19 protein-coding genes are annotated in these 17,640 nt (G+C 46.5%); 11 read left to right on the top strand and 8 right to left on the bottom strand.

All coding sequences use genetic code 11. The features are described from left to right. Positions 1-9: 9 nt before the first annotated feature. The 10 genes from ACWQXP_RS10070 to ACWQXP_RS10115 all read left to right on the top strand — a co-directional run bounded on the left by ACWQXP_RS10070 (position 10) and on the right by ACWQXP_RS10115 (position 9,150). The gene (locus ACWQXP_RS10070; protein WP_454062687.1) at positions 10-1,725 is read left to right on the top strand and encodes an FAD-binding protein; all 1,716 of its coding nucleotides are present in this window, start codon (positions 10-12) and stop codon (positions 1,723-1,725) included. A gap of 80 nt (positions 1,726-1,805) precedes the next feature. After that, on the top strand, positions 1,806-2,765 hold the full coding sequence (locus tag ACWQXP_RS10075) for a succinate dehydrogenase/fumarate reductase iron-sulfur subunit (protein WP_454062688.1): 960 nt from the start codon (positions 1,806-1,808) through the stop codon (positions 2,763-2,765). Continuing rightward, positions 2,762-3,652 (top strand): CoB--CoM heterodisulfide reductase iron-sulfur subunit B family protein, encoded by an 891-nt coding sequence (locus tag ACWQXP_RS10080; RefSeq protein WP_454062689.1) that lies wholly within the window; start codon positions 2,762-2,764, stop codon positions 3,650-3,652. The genes ACWQXP_RS10075 and ACWQXP_RS10080 overlap by 4 nt, the downstream gene beginning before the upstream one ends. 64 nt (positions 3,653-3,716) lie before the next feature. Further along, positions 3,717-4,148, top strand: coding sequence for a hypothetical protein (locus ACWQXP_RS10085; protein WP_454062690.1), 432 nt, complete (start codon positions 3,717-3,719; stop codon positions 4,146-4,148). Positions 4,149-4,157: 9 nt separating this feature from the next. Next, positions 4,158-5,180: a methyltransferase gene (locus tag ACWQXP_RS10090; RefSeq protein ID WP_454062691.1), complete on the top strand. Its 1,023-nt coding sequence runs from the start codon at positions 4,158-4,160 to the stop codon at positions 5,178-5,180. A gap of 110 nt (positions 5,181-5,290) precedes the next feature. Next, complete coding sequence (locus ACWQXP_RS10095) at positions 5,291-5,677, top strand: SET domain-containing protein (RefSeq protein ID WP_454062692.1); 387 nt, start codon at positions 5,291-5,293, stop codon at positions 5,675-5,677. A gap of 163 nt (positions 5,678-5,840) precedes the next feature. Further along, positions 5,841-6,017 (top strand): hypothetical protein, encoded by a 177-nt coding sequence (locus ACWQXP_RS10100; RefSeq protein ID WP_454062693.1) that lies wholly within the window; start codon positions 5,841-5,843, stop codon positions 6,015-6,017. 1,264 nt (positions 6,018-7,281) lie between these two features. Continuing rightward, positions 7,282-7,902, top strand: a complete 621-nt coding sequence (locus ACWQXP_RS10105) for a MarC family protein (RefSeq protein ID WP_454062694.1) — start codon at positions 7,282-7,284, stop codon at positions 7,900-7,902. A gap of 146 nt (positions 7,903-8,048) precedes the next feature. Further along, on the top strand, positions 8,049-8,390 hold the full coding sequence (locus tag ACWQXP_RS10110; protein WP_454062695.1) for a hypothetical protein: 342 nt from the start codon (positions 8,049-8,051) through the stop codon (positions 8,388-8,390). A gap of 334 nt (positions 8,391-8,724) precedes the next feature. Next, positions 8,725-9,150 (top strand): hypothetical protein, encoded by a 426-nt coding sequence (locus ACWQXP_RS10115; protein ID WP_454062696.1) that lies wholly within the window; start codon positions 8,725-8,727, stop codon positions 9,148-9,150. A gap of 141 nt (positions 9,151-9,291) precedes the next feature. Here ACWQXP_RS10115 and ACWQXP_RS10120 read toward each other — a convergent pair whose 3' ends face one another. The 3 genes from ACWQXP_RS10120 to ACWQXP_RS10130 form a co-directional block, all read right to left on the bottom strand. Then, complete coding sequence (locus ACWQXP_RS10120) at positions 9,292-10,563, bottom strand: ATP-grasp domain-containing protein (protein ID WP_454062697.1); 1,272 nt, start codon at positions 10,561-10,563, stop codon at positions 9,292-9,294. Positions 10,564-10,659: 96 nt separating this feature from the next. Continuing rightward, on the bottom strand, positions 10,660-12,222 hold the full coding sequence (locus ACWQXP_RS10125) for a CUAEP/CCAEP-tail radical SAM (seleno)protein (RefSeq protein WP_454063023.1): 1,563 nt from the start codon (positions 12,220-12,222) through the stop codon (positions 10,660-10,662). A 67-nt stretch (positions 12,223-12,289) separates the two neighbouring features. Then, on the bottom strand, positions 12,290-13,027 hold the full coding sequence (locus ACWQXP_RS10130; protein ID WP_454062698.1) for a DUF169 domain-containing protein: 738 nt from the start codon (positions 13,025-13,027) through the stop codon (positions 12,290-12,292). 219 nt (positions 13,028-13,246) lie between these two features. On the opposite strand from ACWQXP_RS10130, the gene ACWQXP_RS10135 reads away from it, so the two are divergent. Then, complete coding sequence (locus ACWQXP_RS10135) at positions 13,247-14,047, top strand: fumarylacetoacetate hydrolase family protein (RefSeq protein ID WP_454062699.1); 801 nt, start codon at positions 13,247-13,249, stop codon at positions 14,045-14,047. Between the two features lie 33 nt (positions 14,048-14,080). Here ACWQXP_RS10135 and ACWQXP_RS10140 read toward each other — a convergent pair whose 3' ends face one another. The 5 genes from ACWQXP_RS10140 to ACWQXP_RS10160 form a co-directional block, all read right to left on the bottom strand. Beyond that, positions 14,081-14,533 (bottom strand): PIN domain-containing protein, encoded by a 453-nt coding sequence (locus ACWQXP_RS10140; protein WP_454062700.1) that lies wholly within the window; start codon positions 14,531-14,533, stop codon positions 14,081-14,083. Positions 14,534-14,535: 2 nt separating this feature from the next. Continuing rightward, complete coding sequence (locus ACWQXP_RS10145) at positions 14,536-14,799, bottom strand: AbrB/MazE/SpoVT family DNA-binding domain-containing protein (RefSeq protein ID WP_454062701.1); 264 nt, start codon at positions 14,797-14,799, stop codon at positions 14,536-14,538. A 161-nt stretch (positions 14,800-14,960) separates the two neighbouring features. Continuing rightward, positions 14,961-16,136, bottom strand: coding sequence for an SGNH/GDSL hydrolase family protein (locus tag ACWQXP_RS10150; protein WP_454062702.1), 1,176 nt, complete (start codon positions 16,134-16,136; stop codon positions 14,961-14,963). A gap of 130 nt (positions 16,137-16,266) precedes the next feature. Further along, positions 16,267-17,040 (bottom strand): DNA alkylation repair protein, encoded by a 774-nt coding sequence (locus ACWQXP_RS10155; protein WP_454062703.1) that lies wholly within the window; start codon positions 17,038-17,040, stop codon positions 16,267-16,269. A 101-nt stretch (positions 17,041-17,141) separates the two neighbouring features. Further along, complete coding sequence (locus ACWQXP_RS10160) at positions 17,142-17,576, bottom strand: DUF1801 domain-containing protein (RefSeq protein ID WP_454062704.1); 435 nt, start codon at positions 17,574-17,576, stop codon at positions 17,142-17,144. Between the last annotated feature and the right edge of the window lie 64 nt (positions 17,577-17,640).

Raw genomic sequence — 17,640 nt, forward strand, 5'->3', positions numbered from 1 at the left:
CACTCTTTCATGACCACCGTTCATACATACGACGTATTAGTGATTGGGGCCGGTTTGGCAGGAATGCGTTCCGCCATTGCTGCTCATGAACAGGGAGCAGCGGTAGCCGTTCTCACGAAAGTCCACCCCGTTCGGAGTCATTCGAATGCCGCACAAGGGGGCATTAACGCCGCCCTGACCGATCGAGGCGATAAATGGGAAGACCATGCTTTCGAAACAGTGAAAGGGAGTGACTATCTGGGAGATCAAGATGCCGTGGAGATTCTTGCACAAGAAGCAGGGAACGATATTATTGCCCTGGAACACATGGGAGTCATTTTTAATCGAAATGAAGAAGGACGCTTAGGGACTCGACGCTTTGGCGGACAAAAACGAGCACGCACCTTCTTTGTCTCTGATTTCACCGGACAAGCCATGCTGCACGTGCTGTTCGAACAAATTCTTCAAGCGAAAATTCCCATCTATGAAGAATGGTTCGTTACATCCATTATTAATGATGATGACGGAAAATGTGCCGGCGTCGTGGCCTTTGAAATACGATCGGGAACATTTGCCTTATTCAAGGCCAAAGCCGTCATTCTCGCTGCAGGCGGCCTGGGACGTGTGTACGAACCCAGCACCAATGCATTGATCTGCACCGGTGATGGCATGGCCCTCGCGTATCGAGCCGGGGCCCCATTGATGGATATGGAAATGGTCCAATACCACCCAACAACGCTCAAAGGTAAAGGCCTACTCATTAGCGAAGCCGCTCGCGGAGAAGGCGCTTATCTCTTGAACAGCGAGGGTGACCGGTTTATGGAACGGTACGCACCCAATATGATGGAACTCGCCTCCCGCGATGTGGTGTCACGTGCAGAACAACTAGAGATCAATGAAGGACGCGGCATCAATGGATGCGTGTTTTTAGACTGTCGCCACCTTGGCAAATCCTTCATCAACGACCGGCTGCGTCAAATTAATGAAGAGGCCAAAACCTTTGCCAATATCGATCTCGCTGAAGAACCCATACCCATACGTCCAGGCATGCACTATCAAATGGGTGGTATCAAAACGGATATTGATGGACGGTGTTGGGATATTCATAAACAATGGAAAGGCGTGTTCGGGTTATTTGCTGCTGGAGAAACGGCTTGTGTCAGTTTGCATGGGGGCAATCGTCTCGGAGCCAACTCCTTGTTGGACACCGTCGTGTTCGGTCGACGGGCCGGAACCTGTGCAGCCGAATATGCAAAGACGATCAATGGGCTCAAAGTTTCAGAGGCTCGCGTCGACATCGATCATGATCTCATCACCTCAATACTTAGAAGACCAACCCACGAGGATACGATCGCCAAGATTCGAACCGAAATGGGACAAACGATGAACCGGCATCTATCCGTCTTTCGCGACCAAGAAGGCATCACCACCGCCCAGCAGATCATTCAAGCACTCAAGAACCGATGGAAATCTGTCGGCATCAAAGATAAAGGTCATGTCTTCAATACTGGCCTCGTCAATACCCTGGAACTAGGATTCATGCTGGACTGCGCAGAAACGATCATTATGAGCGCGCTCACGCGCCAAGAAAGTCGAGGAGCCCACTTTCGAACAGATTATCTGGATCGAAACGACGAGAACTGGCTCAAACACATTCTACTCTATCAAACGGCGAATGGATCACCGGCAATCGATTATCTGCCGGTTCGAATCACCCAATGGCAACCACAAACCCGGGTGTATTAGAGAAAGATAAAAAAGAAACAAGTGAAAACGAAACCTAGGGGTATAGCCACCTGGCTTACGTCTGCTAACATAAAGAACGTATGAACACGACCCTACGTATACGCCGGTTTAACCCGGAACAAAAATCCCCATCACCCTTTTTCCAAGACTACCAGCTTGACCTCGAAGCATCCGATAGTGTCCTTGATGGTCTCATCAAAGTCCGAGAAACACTCGACGATTCTCTCGCACTTCGCTGCTCGTGTCGCGGAGCCATTTGCGGCTCATGCGGAATGCGAATTAACGGTCATGCAGCGTTGGCTTGCAAAACAAAAATTATATCAGCAACCACAGAAAGCCACACCATTCAGGTAGAACCCATGAATAACATGCCCGTCATCAAAGATCTCATCACGGACATGTCACTCTTTTGGGAGAAAATACGCCAAATCCAACCATGGCTCCAGCCCGCCAAACCCATTCCGGAAGCTGAACACCTCGCACCAGCAGAAGCGATGAACCATCTTTCCAGCGTGATGACGTGTATCATGTGTGGGGTTTGCGTATCCGACTGTACCGTGTTGGAAGTCGACTCAACATTCATTGGACCTGCGGCTCTGGCTAAAGCGTATCGGTTTGTGGCCGATCCACGCGATGCGGCAACCAAACAACGACTCACGACACTCAACGAACCTGGAGGCATGTGGGACTGCACTCGATGCATGGAATGTATCCAGGTCTGCCCCAAAGGCGTTGGGCCAATGGATCGCATCATGTCATTACGCGCCATGGGATTCGACGAGCATATCCCCTCGACAAACGGTTCTCGCCATGCCGAATCCTTCACGGACATTATTGAACACAAGGGCATGCTAGATGAGCCCATGTTGGCGATACGGACGTTCGGCTTTCGTAATGTTGGGCGTTTAATTGGCATGATCCCCATTGCCATTCAGTCATTTCGACGCAAAAAAATTGCACCATCAGGCCCATTGCATCGGGCCATTCCTGGCATTGACCAAATAAAGCGGCTCTTCAAACGAGTTAGGAGTCACTCATGAAATATGCATTCTTTCCCGGTTGTGTTTCAAAAGGCGCATGTCCGGAGCTCTACCAATCGGTCATGCAAGTCTACCCGAAGATCGGAATTGACCTCGAAGAAATGACCACAGCCGCCTGCACAGGCGCTGGCGTGCTGCAAGAAAAGGATCTTCGCTTAGGCGACGTGTTAAATGCTCGGACATTTGCCCTTGCCGAACAACAGAACCTGCCGATCATGACTATTTGCAGTACCTGTCAAGGCGTCATGAGTCAGGCCAATCACCGCATGACGACAGATGAAGCCTATTTAGCCGAAATCAATCAGGTGCTAGGAGAAGAAGGACTCGAGTATCGAGGGACAACCAATATTCGCCATTTCATTTGGATCTTGTTGGAAGATGTGGGAGAGGACGCACTGAAGCGTGCCATCAAAACACCCTTAATCGGCCTACGCGCTGCTCCGTTTTATGGCTGCTATCTGCAGCGGCCAACCGACGCACTCCAATTCGACCAACATCCTGATCGTCCGCAAGCCTTAGAGCGGGTCATTGAAATTCTGGGAGCAGAGGTGGTCGACTTTCCAGGAAAAAGTCGATGTTGTGGATTTCCCATTCTGACGATTAATGAGAAAAATTCCCTCAACATGGTGGCGACACATACCAACAATGCCAAAACTCATGGCGCTGACATTATGGTGACCCCCTGTCCCCTGTGCCATCTGAATCTTGACGGTATGCAAGCCAAAGCCGGCAAGCAAGAGGATACGTCGATTGATCTCCCAATCCTTCACCTCCCGCAACTCCTGGGCCTCGCTATGAATCTCGACTCGAAATCACTTGGTCTCAATCGCAATTTCGTATCCGCCGATTCGATATTACAAAAACTTGCCGAGGTTGGATCGTCATAAAAATGAACTCGATTCATTGCACTCAATCTCATGAATGGTTTGACAGAGGGAAGGAAAAGAAGACATGAACTTCGACCCAGCCGTCGCGGCACGACAAGCCCTTCAACAGGCTGAACAACACGGAGAACTCGGAGAGCTGGAAGATGATATTCTTGAAGTGGAAGAAACCTTTTCGTCGGTTCAAGGCCCTGAAGCCACACGTGCCTACAAAGCCTTGCAGCAATTTGGAGAAGAATTGCCTCAGGCTCGATACTTCCAAGAGTTTCTTATCTACATTACCTGGCAGCAGGTTACGGAGGGGCCCTTGCCAGAGTTTTTTCAGCAAGGACTCAAGCTGTCGGATCAATTTCTCGAACGCTTTACGCAAGACATTGTCAATACGCCATCCCACGCGCATGTACTCGCCATTCGACAATCCTTTCAAGCAGGACTTGGTATCGAAACAGAAGAAGTCATCGAAGAACACGAAGAAGACGCGTTTGCCGGTGGGGATTAAGGAATCTGTGTGGGACGCACGATAAGTACACCGCCATCACCAGCGAATATCATGCAACTTGGCATGGCCTTCTGGGGCTCGAAAACCCTCCTTAGTGCCGTTGAACTCGAAGTCTTCACCGAACTTGCCCGTCAACCGCTTGATGCGGAATCTCTACAAAAGCAATTAGGCTTGCACGAACGCAGCGCCAGAGATTTCTTCGATGCACTCGTGGCACTCGGCATGCTTGATCGAAACGATGGGAAATACTTCAACACGCCTGAGACCGAACAATTTCTTGATAAAACAAAACCCACATACATTGGTGGATTTTTAGAAATGGCCAATGCCCGCCTGTACCGTTACTGGGGATCGCTCACAGAGGGACTCCGCACAGGATTGCCGCAAAATGAGACCAAGAACGGTGATGATTTTTTCGGGACATTATACGGTAATCCCACGGCACTCCGTGCCTTTCTACAATCCATGACCGGCATCAGCATGGGAGCCAGTCAGGCCATCGCTCAGAAGTTTCCTTGGAAAGACTACAAGACATTCATTGACATTGGCTGTGCTCAAGGGGGATTAGCCGTTCACATTGCACAAACACATTCACATCTGACAGGAGGAGGATTTGATCTAGCGCCGGTTGGCCCCATCTTTCAGGACTATGTGCATTCGTTTGACTTAAGTGATCGAATACGATTCATTCCAGGCGATTTTTTCAAAGAAGCCTTGCCTCAAGCCGATGTTCTCTGTATGGGTCACATCCTTCATGACTGGAATTTGGAAGAGAAAAAACAACTCATTGAGAAAGCATATGACGCGCTTCCCTCAAAGGGAGCTCTCATCATTTTTGAAGCCTTGATCGATGATGAGCGAAAGCAGAATGCGTTTGGTCTTCTCATGAGCCTCAATATGCTTATCGAGTTAGCAGGAGGGTTTGACTATACCGGTGCTGACTGTTCAGGCTGGTTACAAGAAGCTGGGTTCCGTGAAACTCGTGTCGAACACCTCATTGGACCTGACTCCATGGTCATCGGAATCAAGTAAAATCATTCATACGTCATATTCGAGATCCATAACCTACTACATCTTTTTCATTCCATCTAATGCCTTCACGTCAATCTCCGCCTTCTCGTCTACGAACCTGGCCTGTCAAAATGATTGATAAGCCAAGCCTCATCAATGGGAAAGGGCTCTTTGCGGCAGAACCTCTACCAGCGAGAAGAAAGATCGGTGAATTTGAAGGAGAAGTGATCAGCCAGCGGGAAGCTCGACGACGAGCGAAAACTCAACGTCACATTGCCATTGTCGAAGTCAATAACAAAAAAGCCATTGATGCGGCTCAACAAAAACATGGCTTTCGTTTTATCAATCACTCCTGCTCACCCAACACCTTTATGCGAATCTTTCGTGAACGCGCAGAATTCTACACCTTGCGTCGTATCAAGACGGGAGAAGAGTTAACGTGTAACTATGGGGAAACCCATCACGAAGGCATGCTGCGTTGTACATGCCGCAGCCAAACATGCCGTCAATTTCTTTAAATCATCACACCAAAAAATCAGAAATATTTCGCCAACTGTTGAACGGATACTAATACACGCTTCTCTTCAACAATGAACAATATTCTCCGATCAAGAAATCTGAAAAAACACCGATACTCCCTCTAGACATAACACTTTTGGCAATCTCGAAAGGAGACAACCTATGGATGGACTTGCCGCTCTGAACGCTGCCAACATACAAGCACAAACAACGCTTCCTCTGATTGAGGCTGCAACCAACGTGCAATCCACGAGACAACTGAAAGCCCCAACGTCGGTCTCAATTGATGCTGTGACGATCTCTCCTGAAGCCGCAGCCCTTCAAGATTCTCACAAATAGTTTTCATACCCTGAGATACAGGATCTTCGTTAGCATAATGGACTCTTCCCTTAGGTAGACTTGTCTGTCTGAGGGAAGAGAAATTTCCCTATCCTAACAACCTGACTTCTTCCCAGTTTCTTTTCTTATAGCCGTTTCAAATAACTTCCGACATTTGATGCGTCTTATTTCGCTGTCTAGGCGACCTATAATGAACTCTTAAGAGGCAAACCGGCCTCACCATTGGTAAGCACTTCATTGCTGAGAGAGGGTTACAGCAATCATCGCCTAGGCTACCTTCCTCTTAAACTGAGACTTAATTGGATTCGCTATAATTGTCCACTGATGCATATGAATGCTTGAGTTGAAATTGTCAGTGGATTCTATTCTCACTCCTCACTATATGCTTAGACCATGCATGTGGCATGTCGTGAACACTGAATTCTCGAAATAAATATTAGCAGAATCATCCTACACACATTCCAATAGTGATTGATGATATAGTGAATAAATGATCACATCAGGCAGATTCAAAGAAAATCAATACTCAGCCAAAATAATAACCAGAATAGTCCTTACTCCCAGTAATAGAACATTTCTGAATGCCTGATGCCACAACCTCTACGATCAAGACTGTTACTCCAAATAATCTTGCAGAGTCTTGGCAGTATGTGTGAAAAGCCTTAAAAGGCTTAATTCTGACACATTTCTCACAGTCGACTTCTCGCTTTTCCATCCTTTCTACCCTTCTAAAGATATCGACACCAAGATAATGATAAAGGGCCAAGGAATTTCAAGCGTTTCTTACCATGGTCGAACCGTTTCTCGGTTCGACCATGATGAATTGGTATCATGCATGAATCGTGCTTTTTCTGTATATAGATCCCAATATATTTTTGTTTCACATTTCCTAAAAGGAGGAGGCCAGATGTCACCCCACTAGTCATTATGGCAAACGAAGTTTTTGTTGGATCCGTAATCTCTTTTTCAGCTTGCATTGCCCATAATGTAGTGGCCAATGTCGATGACAAATATGAAATGAGACTTGGGATTGATGGAATTACTGAGATATAAATTGGAGCACGATTGATTAAAGATGTGTCAGCTGTGATATTTTTAAAAAATCTTTGCCGTCATCCTGATCCGCATGACGATTTACCGCTTTGTAAAAGAAATCAAACCTGGCTGCCAGATGAGGAACAGATAGCTAACCTAAACATCGATGGTTCTTTGCCCGATAGGCGAGAATATTAATTCACGGTGAGCCTGGAATGAGGAATTTCACATGACTGAGAAGTTTATACGGGATGCCTTGATTTTATGGACGACGATTGACCCAATCGGGACCTTGGCAATTTTTACGGCAATTACCAGTAAATTAAACACAACCCAGCGAAAAAAAACGGCATGGAAAGCCATCTTGTACAGTGCAGCGATTCTGCTGGGAGCCATCGTGCTCGGTCAAATTCTCCTTTCCTCCATGGGTATTCGACTCCTTTCTTTACAAGTAGCGGGAGGAGTCATTCTATTTTTATTCGGCCTTCAAATGGTTTTTGGAAGCGGAGTCACAAGCAATCAAACAACGGAAGAGCCAGGCCACGATATTGCCGTGTTTCCACTGGCCGTGCCATCAATCGCGACGCCGGGAGCCATTCTTGCCGTCATCTTATTAACGGACAACCATCTCTATTCCATTCCTGTGCAGGCGACGACAGCTGCCATACTTCTTGGCATACTGGCCATAACACTCATCTGTATGCTTGCGGCAACTCCCATACTCAAGGTAATCGGAATGAATGGGGCTTCGATCATGGTTCGGGTCATGGGAATGGTCCTGGCGGCCTTATCGACTGAATTCGTCATGGAAGCCTTACAGATCCCACAGTGGATGGGAGCCGAACCGTAACTCCATACGTCTCACGGGAATCTGCCTAATTCATCTCATGAACTTCATCATCGTTTCTTTGACAAACTTATAAATTTTCAGCATATTGCTCATGACATGTCATTTAATGTTAATGTCATCAAGTAAATGATTGCGAGGGCCTACGTATGATCACATGGGTGATACCAGCGTTAAAAGCCGTTTTTCCACATATCGGCACAATCATTTCGGCCACAGCACCAGCATTCACAAAAAGAGCGTCTGATGCCCCTCCTAATCAATCCCATTTGTTGCAACAACAAATTAGCGAGTTGCAAACGGCCGCGTCTCAAAACGCGACACATGTCAAAGAACTTGCCGAACAATTACAAAGTACGGCATTAGCCTTAGAGCAAGCCGAGTCTTTAGCTATAACATATTATCAGCGTTCATGGCAGGTAAGCCTTGGGGCGTTAGCCATCTCGATCATATCACTCTGTATGGTTATATTTTATGGCCTCAGGCTCTAAGTTCTCCCCTCTCGTCGGGCAAATGCATGCACACCAGTGCGCCCCACGAATCTTCTGGGTCCCACCATACTCAAATACATAAATTCCTCTTTACAATAATCGAATGCGAGAAATCCAAGTCAAAAGCCATAAAGTCAATACACTCGTGGGTATCAGGTAAAGAAGTGGGGAGAGAACAACCAAGTGCATGGGGGGACGACACAGGAAATACCCAAGCAAATTAAGTCCTATCGCCTCAGGAATCTATCCGCCCCTTGCCCATATTGTTGCTGCTTGTTAAGCTCATAGCGTCACAAAATCATTCATGTTATTCGTCAAAAAAGGAGTATCCCCTATGGGAGAAGTCGATACTAGCGCAGCCCCACCACCACCAATGATTGATTTAACAGCCGTTGAGGTCAATCCTGCTATAGGTGAACGGTACTATAAGGCAGCCATTGTGCATTCGAAGCAAGGGACAACTTATCGGATGGTGGCCAAGACTCTACCGGATGGCCGGTTAGATCTCGTTCATTTTGTGTGCGATCTTGGCACAGATGGGACGATGTTCGGAAAACGAAGAGTGCGGCGGATTGAGTCCCAGCCCGTGGCTCGGTTTGATGCAGAAATCGACACCATCAAAAAAGACATCACCGATAATGGGGAAGAAATCCAAGGCGTATGGGAACATGACTTAAACAACATTCAGGATGTTGCAGAGCAAGTCAGCAGCTTGGATGCCTGGATGGTGGCAACAGCCAAAGAAATCGTGCCTGCCTAGAAATTTAGGACTTCTGTTATTTCCCTGGCATCGTCCGGGTTTTCTAACTCCTCCATCCCCCTCCAGGAAAAAGGGGGGGGGGAAGCTTGAAGACTTCGCAAACTTTCGTTTCTGCTCGCTAAACTTGGAAAAACCAAATTTTCATACGCGGAAGACTCCTGGTTGAATAACAGAGGAGACCTGTGTTTTCATCACGACATGTATCCGTCGATGGGCTTCTCGCAAGGATTCTTCTACCTCTTCGGGCCGTGTACCTCTGGCTAAAATAAACCCAAGGTATCGCTTTCCTTCCGGCAAAGGAATAAGCGATTCACCTGGCTTTGCTGACATGACTACCTCTTCAATACCAGGAACACGTTGAGCTTCCTCTTGCCCTTCGACCCTCACTAAAATCCCTTCTTGGGGTATCGGGATCATCATGACTCCTCCCGCACGCTTCACGAGATCCAAAGACGGAAGGTCTTGACCAAGTGCGTGAAGCAGAATGAGTTCCTCTAACGATCTAGCAGTCCCAAACTCCAACATTCGAGAGCATTTTCCGCCAATACTCCGTGCAGCCACTTCAATCACCCAAATGCCTTGACCATTAATCCGTAACTCTCCATGAACAGGTCCTTCTCGAAGTCCAATAGCGCGCGCGGCCTTTGCCAAAGACTCCGTAATTCGTGCTTGTGTGTCAGACGGAAGACGTGAAGGCGTCACATAAATCGTTTCTTCAAAATAAGGACCGTTGAGCGGATCGGGTTTGTCAAACAAAGCCAGAGGATGAAACACATTCTTTGTGAGTAACCCCTCCAGCGCAACTTCGATTCCGGGAATAAAGTCTTCAATAAGGATTTGACGGCTCGCAATTTCGTGTTCGAAATTTGAAAAGGTTTTTAACAGATTGGCAATTCGGATAAAGGCTTGCAGGAAACTCTCCTGATCATCCGCACGTATCACACCACAGCTACCCGAGAGCGTGATAGGTTTGAGCACGCAAGGAAAGGTGACGTGCGGAACCACGTCCGCTGGCATCTCATCGACACTCACCACCATAAAGTTTGGGCACGGGAGCCCTTCTTTCTGCAACAGCCTCCGCATCGTGTGTTTGTTGCTCGCAGCTCGTACCGAATCAATCGAATTGGCAAGGTGTCCTAGAGCTTCGGAAATGATCGATGCCAAAACTGCCGTCTGATCATTCACCCCGAGGACGACATCAATAGGAGAGGTTTTGGCATACGCCACAACGGACGGAACAGCGGTGTCAGGATTATGCAGATCGAGTGGGAGAAAGTTTGGGAAAGATTGTTCAAGACAATCTGGCGGAGCGTCACCCGCAATTGTCAGAAATACACCAACCTTGGTAGCGGCTTCCAGAAAAGCTTCACCTCGATAACTCATGGATGGAAGAAGGAGAAGCAGATGGGCCATGGGAGAATCCGAAATACATTATGTCTAGTCACTGATCTAGAAAAGAATAGTGTCTTAGTGATAAGTCGCACCCTTATCCTGGCCACTCAGGAAGTTTCATGACTTCGAAGAGTATTTGACAGAGTGGGATTGATCCGTCGTCGGCTCCGCACAACAAAACCAGGGTTCGGACATTCGTGGAGGACGTACACGATCCGGATTCATAGAAACGGCTTTGTCCGACAAAGAAAAATCAAGCCCCGCGGTGTCATACACCAATTCCCATAAACGATAAAAGGTCTGTTCCGAATCTTCCTTCGTTTTCGTGCTTTCCTCCACAACCTTTGATACCGATTGCTGTAACGAGTCCATACGTGGATCAGGGTGTGACCACTTGTGCTGAAATTTCTCCTGATCAAGCGACCCGAGAAACTGGGCCATTGGTGTCGGATGAGTCTCGGGTGGGGTTAATAATGCCGAGCCAGGGGGGACCAAGAGTCGAACACTGTATTGAACAGGATCAATACAGTCGATGAGACCATACCGTTCAACCAAATCAAACATTTCGACATAATCGTCTAAGGTTGTCCAGGGTGTAAAAGCGACCAAAGAAGGACGAAGGGTAATCCCGGCAGACTGCAGAATGTCGTGCGCCATAAAAATATCGTTGCGCGAATGTCCCTTTTCCAAATGAAGAAGAACATTTTCACTAAATGACTCCACCGCAGAAATGACAAACAGACAGCCGAGTTGACTGATTTCTTGGAAGATCGATTGGTGCTTCAAGATATGTTCAATTTTAGTTGTGAAATCAAACGTCACCTGAGGAAACTCATCATGCAGAGCCCGAACAATATTCAGAGAATGACCAGGTCCATTCAGAAAGTCGGGATCACCAAAGGTGATATGAACGGCACCAGCTTTAACTTGCTGTCGAATATCCGCCAACACGACTTTTGCCGGAAACAAAAAAAACTTCCCTTGGTACACAGGAACAATAGGACAATGTAAACAGCTATGCAGGCACCCTCGACTCGCTTCCACGTATCCTACGACATGGTCCTCTCCCTGATATTCTAAGCGTGCATACTCACAAAGTGGGGAAAGCGAGGTGCGTGCGGGAACAGGAAAGCCACGACTATCTGCCGAATCTTTCCCGACCATATCGGTCGCTGAAACTCGGGATGGCCAACTGATCCGTTTCAAGAAGGGTGGAGCAATTGAATCCGCACAACTCACCCCAACAACTTGCAAGACAAGGTCCGATGCTATGTCATTGGACTCTTGGGAAGATGATTGGAGATTGGACAATTGATCAAGTAGATTGACCAAAGGCGTTTCATATTCACCTCCAATCACAGAATCGGCCAAGTGACGAAGTAAATACTCCGCGTTCAGAGAGGCATAGAGCCCATAAAAACAAATATGTGCGCCTGGATTAATATGACGAATACGTTTAGCTACTTGGCACCCCAAGGAAAGCGCCGTATGCATCGGGACAGAAATTCCCACCACTTGTGCCTGCTCAACGTACGGCACATTAAAATCCTCTACTGACAAATCTAAAGTAGCCGGAGCATAACCTTTCTGCTCGAGAAACCCGGCAGGCTGAGCTAGGCCAATCGGCTGATGCCCTAATTCATAACAAGAAATGAGAAGGATGGCTCCCGGTTGCTGCAGAGACTCACAGGCTTCATTTAATTGTGGCGAAAGATGGTTCATGACGCTTGATTGTACTCGAAAAATTTCACGATGATTGACGTTTAGGAAATCGACGACCATCAGCATTGGCATAAGTCGCCACACGAGCATTCGCCTCACGCCTGGTCTCGAGTTTGTCAACGACCTCAGCAAAGCGATTTGCTGGAATCGTACAGGTCATTTCATCTGGAGACATGCCAGTGCGGATACGGCTCAGCGTACACCCCGTACTCATCGCAATCTGGTTCTGCTCCTTCGCCAGAGGAATAATATGGCACTGTGGCTTGCCAACAATCGACATGTCACCAAATGCATCATGCAACACCATCCCTTGAAACGCACTCAGACGAAGAAGGATGACGTCGGGATCGATGCCCGTCTCGGATACTGGACCATAGGTGATAAACTGATACCGATTCTTGACGACTGGCAATTGCATCGCTTCTTCAGGAGTGACCCACTCACTCTCTAGGAGCCCCTGAACATCCTCGTTCTGCATGACATCACCAAGCTCCTTAAGACCATGCGTGACGCTCCCAACGCTACAGTTAAAATGATCCTCCGCTTTTGTTGTGAAGGTGCGGTTCTCAGATTGAATCCAAAATACACAGCCAGCCGTCACTTTCCCTGTACGGCCATCTGCACTTGGATCTGGCATCTCACCATCATGGAACGGAACACCTTCCGGGACTTCTTGAGAAAAGGTGATGCCAATGGGCGTATGTGAGAGTCCCAAGGCTTGCTTAGTTCGATTGGCTAATTCTTCCCACTTATTGGTGTCCAAAGGTATTCCTCCAGATATAATGACTACAATTTATGAGCATATACCGAGATAGTGTAACATGCCTCATCTCCAGTCGGGAATAAATACCTCGGTGCCAGCACCAAGCAACAAATCTCACCTAAACATCATTTCCTTCTCTACCCTATTTCTTTCATCATTACGACCCCGTAAACTGGGCTTCTCGAAAAAATCTCTCTACACGCGAAGGGATACTCGCCCATGAACATCATCAGATTTCTGGATTCTACAGGGCAGATCAGCTATGGCGAACGAATTGACGACCAGACAGCGACACTCATTAACGGTGACATTTTGAGAACCTACGAGGTCACAGAAAAGACTACGACAATCCAAAAACTACTGGCCCCGATTGTTCCGCCTACCATTCTTTGCATTGGACTAAACTATCGTGCTCATGCCGAAGAAACCGGAGCGAAGCTTCCTGAACATCCCGTGCTCTTTATCAAGGCCGCCAATGCCCTCAATAATCCAGGAGATCCCATTGTGATCCCAACGGTCGCGCCGGGAGAGGTGGACTATGAATGTGAGCTGGCTATCGTCATAGGGAAACCAGCCAAAAATGTGCTTCGACAAAACGCCCTGAATTATGTGCTCGGGTACACCTGCGCAAATGATGTCAGTGCGCGTCGATGGCAGAAAGACGGTGGAGGAAAACAATGGTGCCGGGGAAAATCGTTTGACACGTTTTGTCCACTTGGCCCGGTACTCGTGACCAAGGACCAAATTCGAAATCCGAATGACCTAAGAATCAGGACCGTGCTAAATGGCAAAACCATGCAAAACTCGACCACGTCCGATATGATTTTCAACATCCCAACACTCATAAGTTTTTTAAGCCAAAGTACGACGTTACTTCCAGGTACGGTCATTCTCACAGGCACCCCTCCCGGAGTCGGCTTTGCTCGAACACCACCCATCTTTCTTCAAGACAGGGATCACGTCACAGTCGAAATCGAGCACATTGGAAGACTGAGCAATCCAGTGATGAAAGAAAAGTAAAGACCGAGGGACGAAGACACTTGAGAGACAAGGCTAACCAGATACAGACGACTCAGGAAAATATATTCCCACATCATGGAGAGAAAAAGAAGTAAAATCTCGAATATTGAATGTCAAGAGGACAGAGACTTCTGCCTTTTGAGCACAGAGGGCAATGACCCAATCATACGTTCTTCCACCACTGACATCTTTACCTGGAGCTTCAAGCACGAGATGTTTGTAGTCGTTCTCATCTAGTGCAATACATTTATATTCATTCAGAAAATTACTTTCAATGAGATTTTTGGCATCATGGGAAGAAAGACGATGTGGAGAAGGAAGACGAGTCAAGACAGCGTAAGTTTCTACAAGTGTTGGAGCAGCCACTATCATGGTCTGCCTTCGTTTCAAACGTCGTTCAATTTCTTCGATAGCAGCTTGATGATGTTCATGCCATGAGCAGACGGCAGCAACCATGACACTGGAATCCAATAAAAATGTTGGCATACCTAAGACGTGGAAGATCGACCGTGTCGTACTTGCTGACGAGTTTGCTTGACAGTCTCGTGGGTGAGAGAGGTTATCGGCTTCTCAGGAACAGCAACTAGGAGCCGTCCTCGCTTGGTTAGTTTGACAGGTATGGGAGATGGTTCTATTTCGACCACCCCCTCGCGCCACCGAACTTCAAGGGGAATCCCAGGCTCTAGCCCGGCAACTCTACGAATTTCTTTCGGAATGACAAGACGACCTGACAAATCAATGGTAGTTTTCATGCCATTATTCTACCATCATATTTACCAAAAGCAAACCCTCGACCAATAAGCCTAGACGATAATGATAAATTAGATATGAATATAGGACAACGGACAGTGGAATGCATTTTACATTCTCGATCTTCACATTCGAACAGAAATAATTCACACGGCAAACATTCCTATTCCGCCCCAACCGTTTTCTCTTGAAAATTTTCAGGGAAAGCCACCTGCATTTTTCTGAGTAGTTCATGCGCCATTATCTCATGTCCCTGTTCATTCCAATGCACATCCCCTTCTATGAAATATTTATCAAGAACTCCCTTAGGATCGTCATCAGGCAAGATAAACAACGGGAAAAAATTGAAAAAGTTTACAGAATGTTTTTGAGCCCACTCCTCCCAAAACGTGACTTGCCGGGAATGCAGGTCCTTGTGAACAATCTGATCCGGCCATGGATACACAGCAATCGTCATCTCTTTATGATGTCGCTGGAGTAATTCATAGAGTAAATCTATATGATGTTGTGCCTTTGCTAATCCGCTTTCCCCATATTCCTGAAAAACTATATCGTCAATTGTCCACAGACTTCTTTGTTGATTGATCCCGTACCGTCGTTCCTCTTCAGAACGCAGATCCTCGTGAGTCGGGGCAAAAGTCTTTTGCATATTGACGGCCAAGGTCCAGATATTTTTCAGCAAGCCGGTATATTCATACACAAATTCCTTTATCTTTGAAGTCTGACTCACCAGCCCGACGACGTGTCCATCCTGGATATCGTAACGTTGGACTTCGTCCTCTACATCAGAAATATCTAGAAAGACGATGAGATGATCGAAGTCTAACTCGATAGTTTCGAGTAAATATTTCACTTTCTTGAAATAGATCAACGGCGAATAGGAAGACACCGCCGCATTGAGTACTTCAATATTCCGGCGCGCCAGTTCTGAATCAATCAGCCCAACAAAGGTCTTCTCGTAGTCAATCCCAATCCCTTCTGTAAACGAATCACCGATAACAAGAAAACGAAAGTTGGACGAGGCTAACGGGATTTCACGAATTTCCCGATCTTTAAACCCAAGCGAATTCGTATAAAGTGGATTGGACAAATGTCCCCATTTTTGTTCTTGCTGCTGACCATTGGCCTTGAGCGTATGATGAAAAATCTGCGAGGGAACTCGCAAGGCTTTTCGGTCAGCATACTTGTGAATCGTCCCATACTTTTGGATGTGATAGACCCCGGTGATAACAAAATCAGCCACAAGGACACCGGTGACCACAATCAGCACTAAAACTGTTTTTGAATAGGTCTCAAATCGATTCGACTTTGCTTGCGCCTCCATCATTTTGTTTAACACGACATCGCTTACATGAGAAACTTCATTGTTGTTTGGTAGAGTGGCAACGTAAAAATCGGGAAGTCTAAAGAAACCTTGCCATTCTATTCACTTGAAAACGTTCATAGAACGAATAAAGGCATGTTTAATATCACCGAATGAGCTTCAAGGCTTCTTGATTATTTTTCTTAACTTCATTCCTCAATGCATGCTTAATGATCCAGCGGGTTTCTTCACTCGCATTTTCCCTCCATCGCTTCAGAACTGAAATTGTCCAGGGATAGTTCTCCTTCAGAAAATCATTAAGATTATTCGCGACTGACTTTCTGACATAGGCCGATCTATCTGATTTGAGATTTTCCAGAATGTTGATGACTGGTGAAGGATCATCTGAAAAAATGGAAATTTTCTTTGCCCAAGGCAATCGCGGCCTGAGACCTTCGCTGGCTAAACGACGAACATGAGCATGTTTGCTCTTCGACCATCGATTCATGACTTTTAGTGTTTTCGAGGAATACGTCACGATAAATGGTCGTATGGCATACTCCCCAGTATGGCGTTTCGTAATCTCTTCAATAAACCGAATCGACTCATCAAAATGTTCTGTTCCGTATTTCTCAACATAACAGGCCACCGGCATCAGCCAATACCCCTCTGTAAACATGCCGGTTTCTTTCTTATTTTCTGGACCAAGGATTTCAGTCAATATATTCACGGCTTCAGAATAATCAACAGGTAACTGTCTTGATAACGCGTCAGCAATGGTTTCCACTCGTTGCTTTAACTCTTGTTCCTTCACAGCTAAGACAATGTCTTTTACAAATTCCCTCTTTCTGAAATCTGGATAGACAGGACAGATTTTATCAGCAAGACTCTCGGCAAGATCTTTATCAAAGTAATATTTCAATTGTTTGTATTCACCCACGATTAACTTAATGCTCCTGCTAAACGAGAGTATCCCACCAAGATGCCCATACTGCGTTTTTCAATAAAATGCTCTAACTTGGTCAGGAGATCCGATGTTGGTTAGGTCTGTTTTGTCCCCATACCTAACGCTGGTAAATGTTTTATTCGATGATACGTGAGAGACAATGTTATGCAATGCTTTAATTCCTCAACCGGAATATCCTCATCTTTATGAAACACAATGGCTCTGTTGCCTTCAAACTTGAACGTATCTCTATAACGTTCTTTGAATGTACGAACTAACTTGGTCTTACAATGAAAAAACAGGTAGTATTTATCTGGTTTTGATTTTTTCCAATCCATTCGGATTGTGCTTCCACATTTTGTGAGATAGCTTGGTTCTCCCCATTTTAGAGATTCTTCCAGCGTACCAACATCTTCCGTTTGAGACGCTGTCTCTATGACTAATTGGCGTAAAAACAATAATTTTGGTCGTATGCGCTTGGGATAATGATTAAATACCTTTGCGACTTCAGGATTGTTAATTTTGTCCATTTTAGTTTGGACCATTTTTTCGCATGACGGGCCTGCGAGAGACGCGGCGCGTCTCACTTTGAGA

It is taken from the genome of Candidatus Nitrospira salsa (assembly GCF_965152625.1).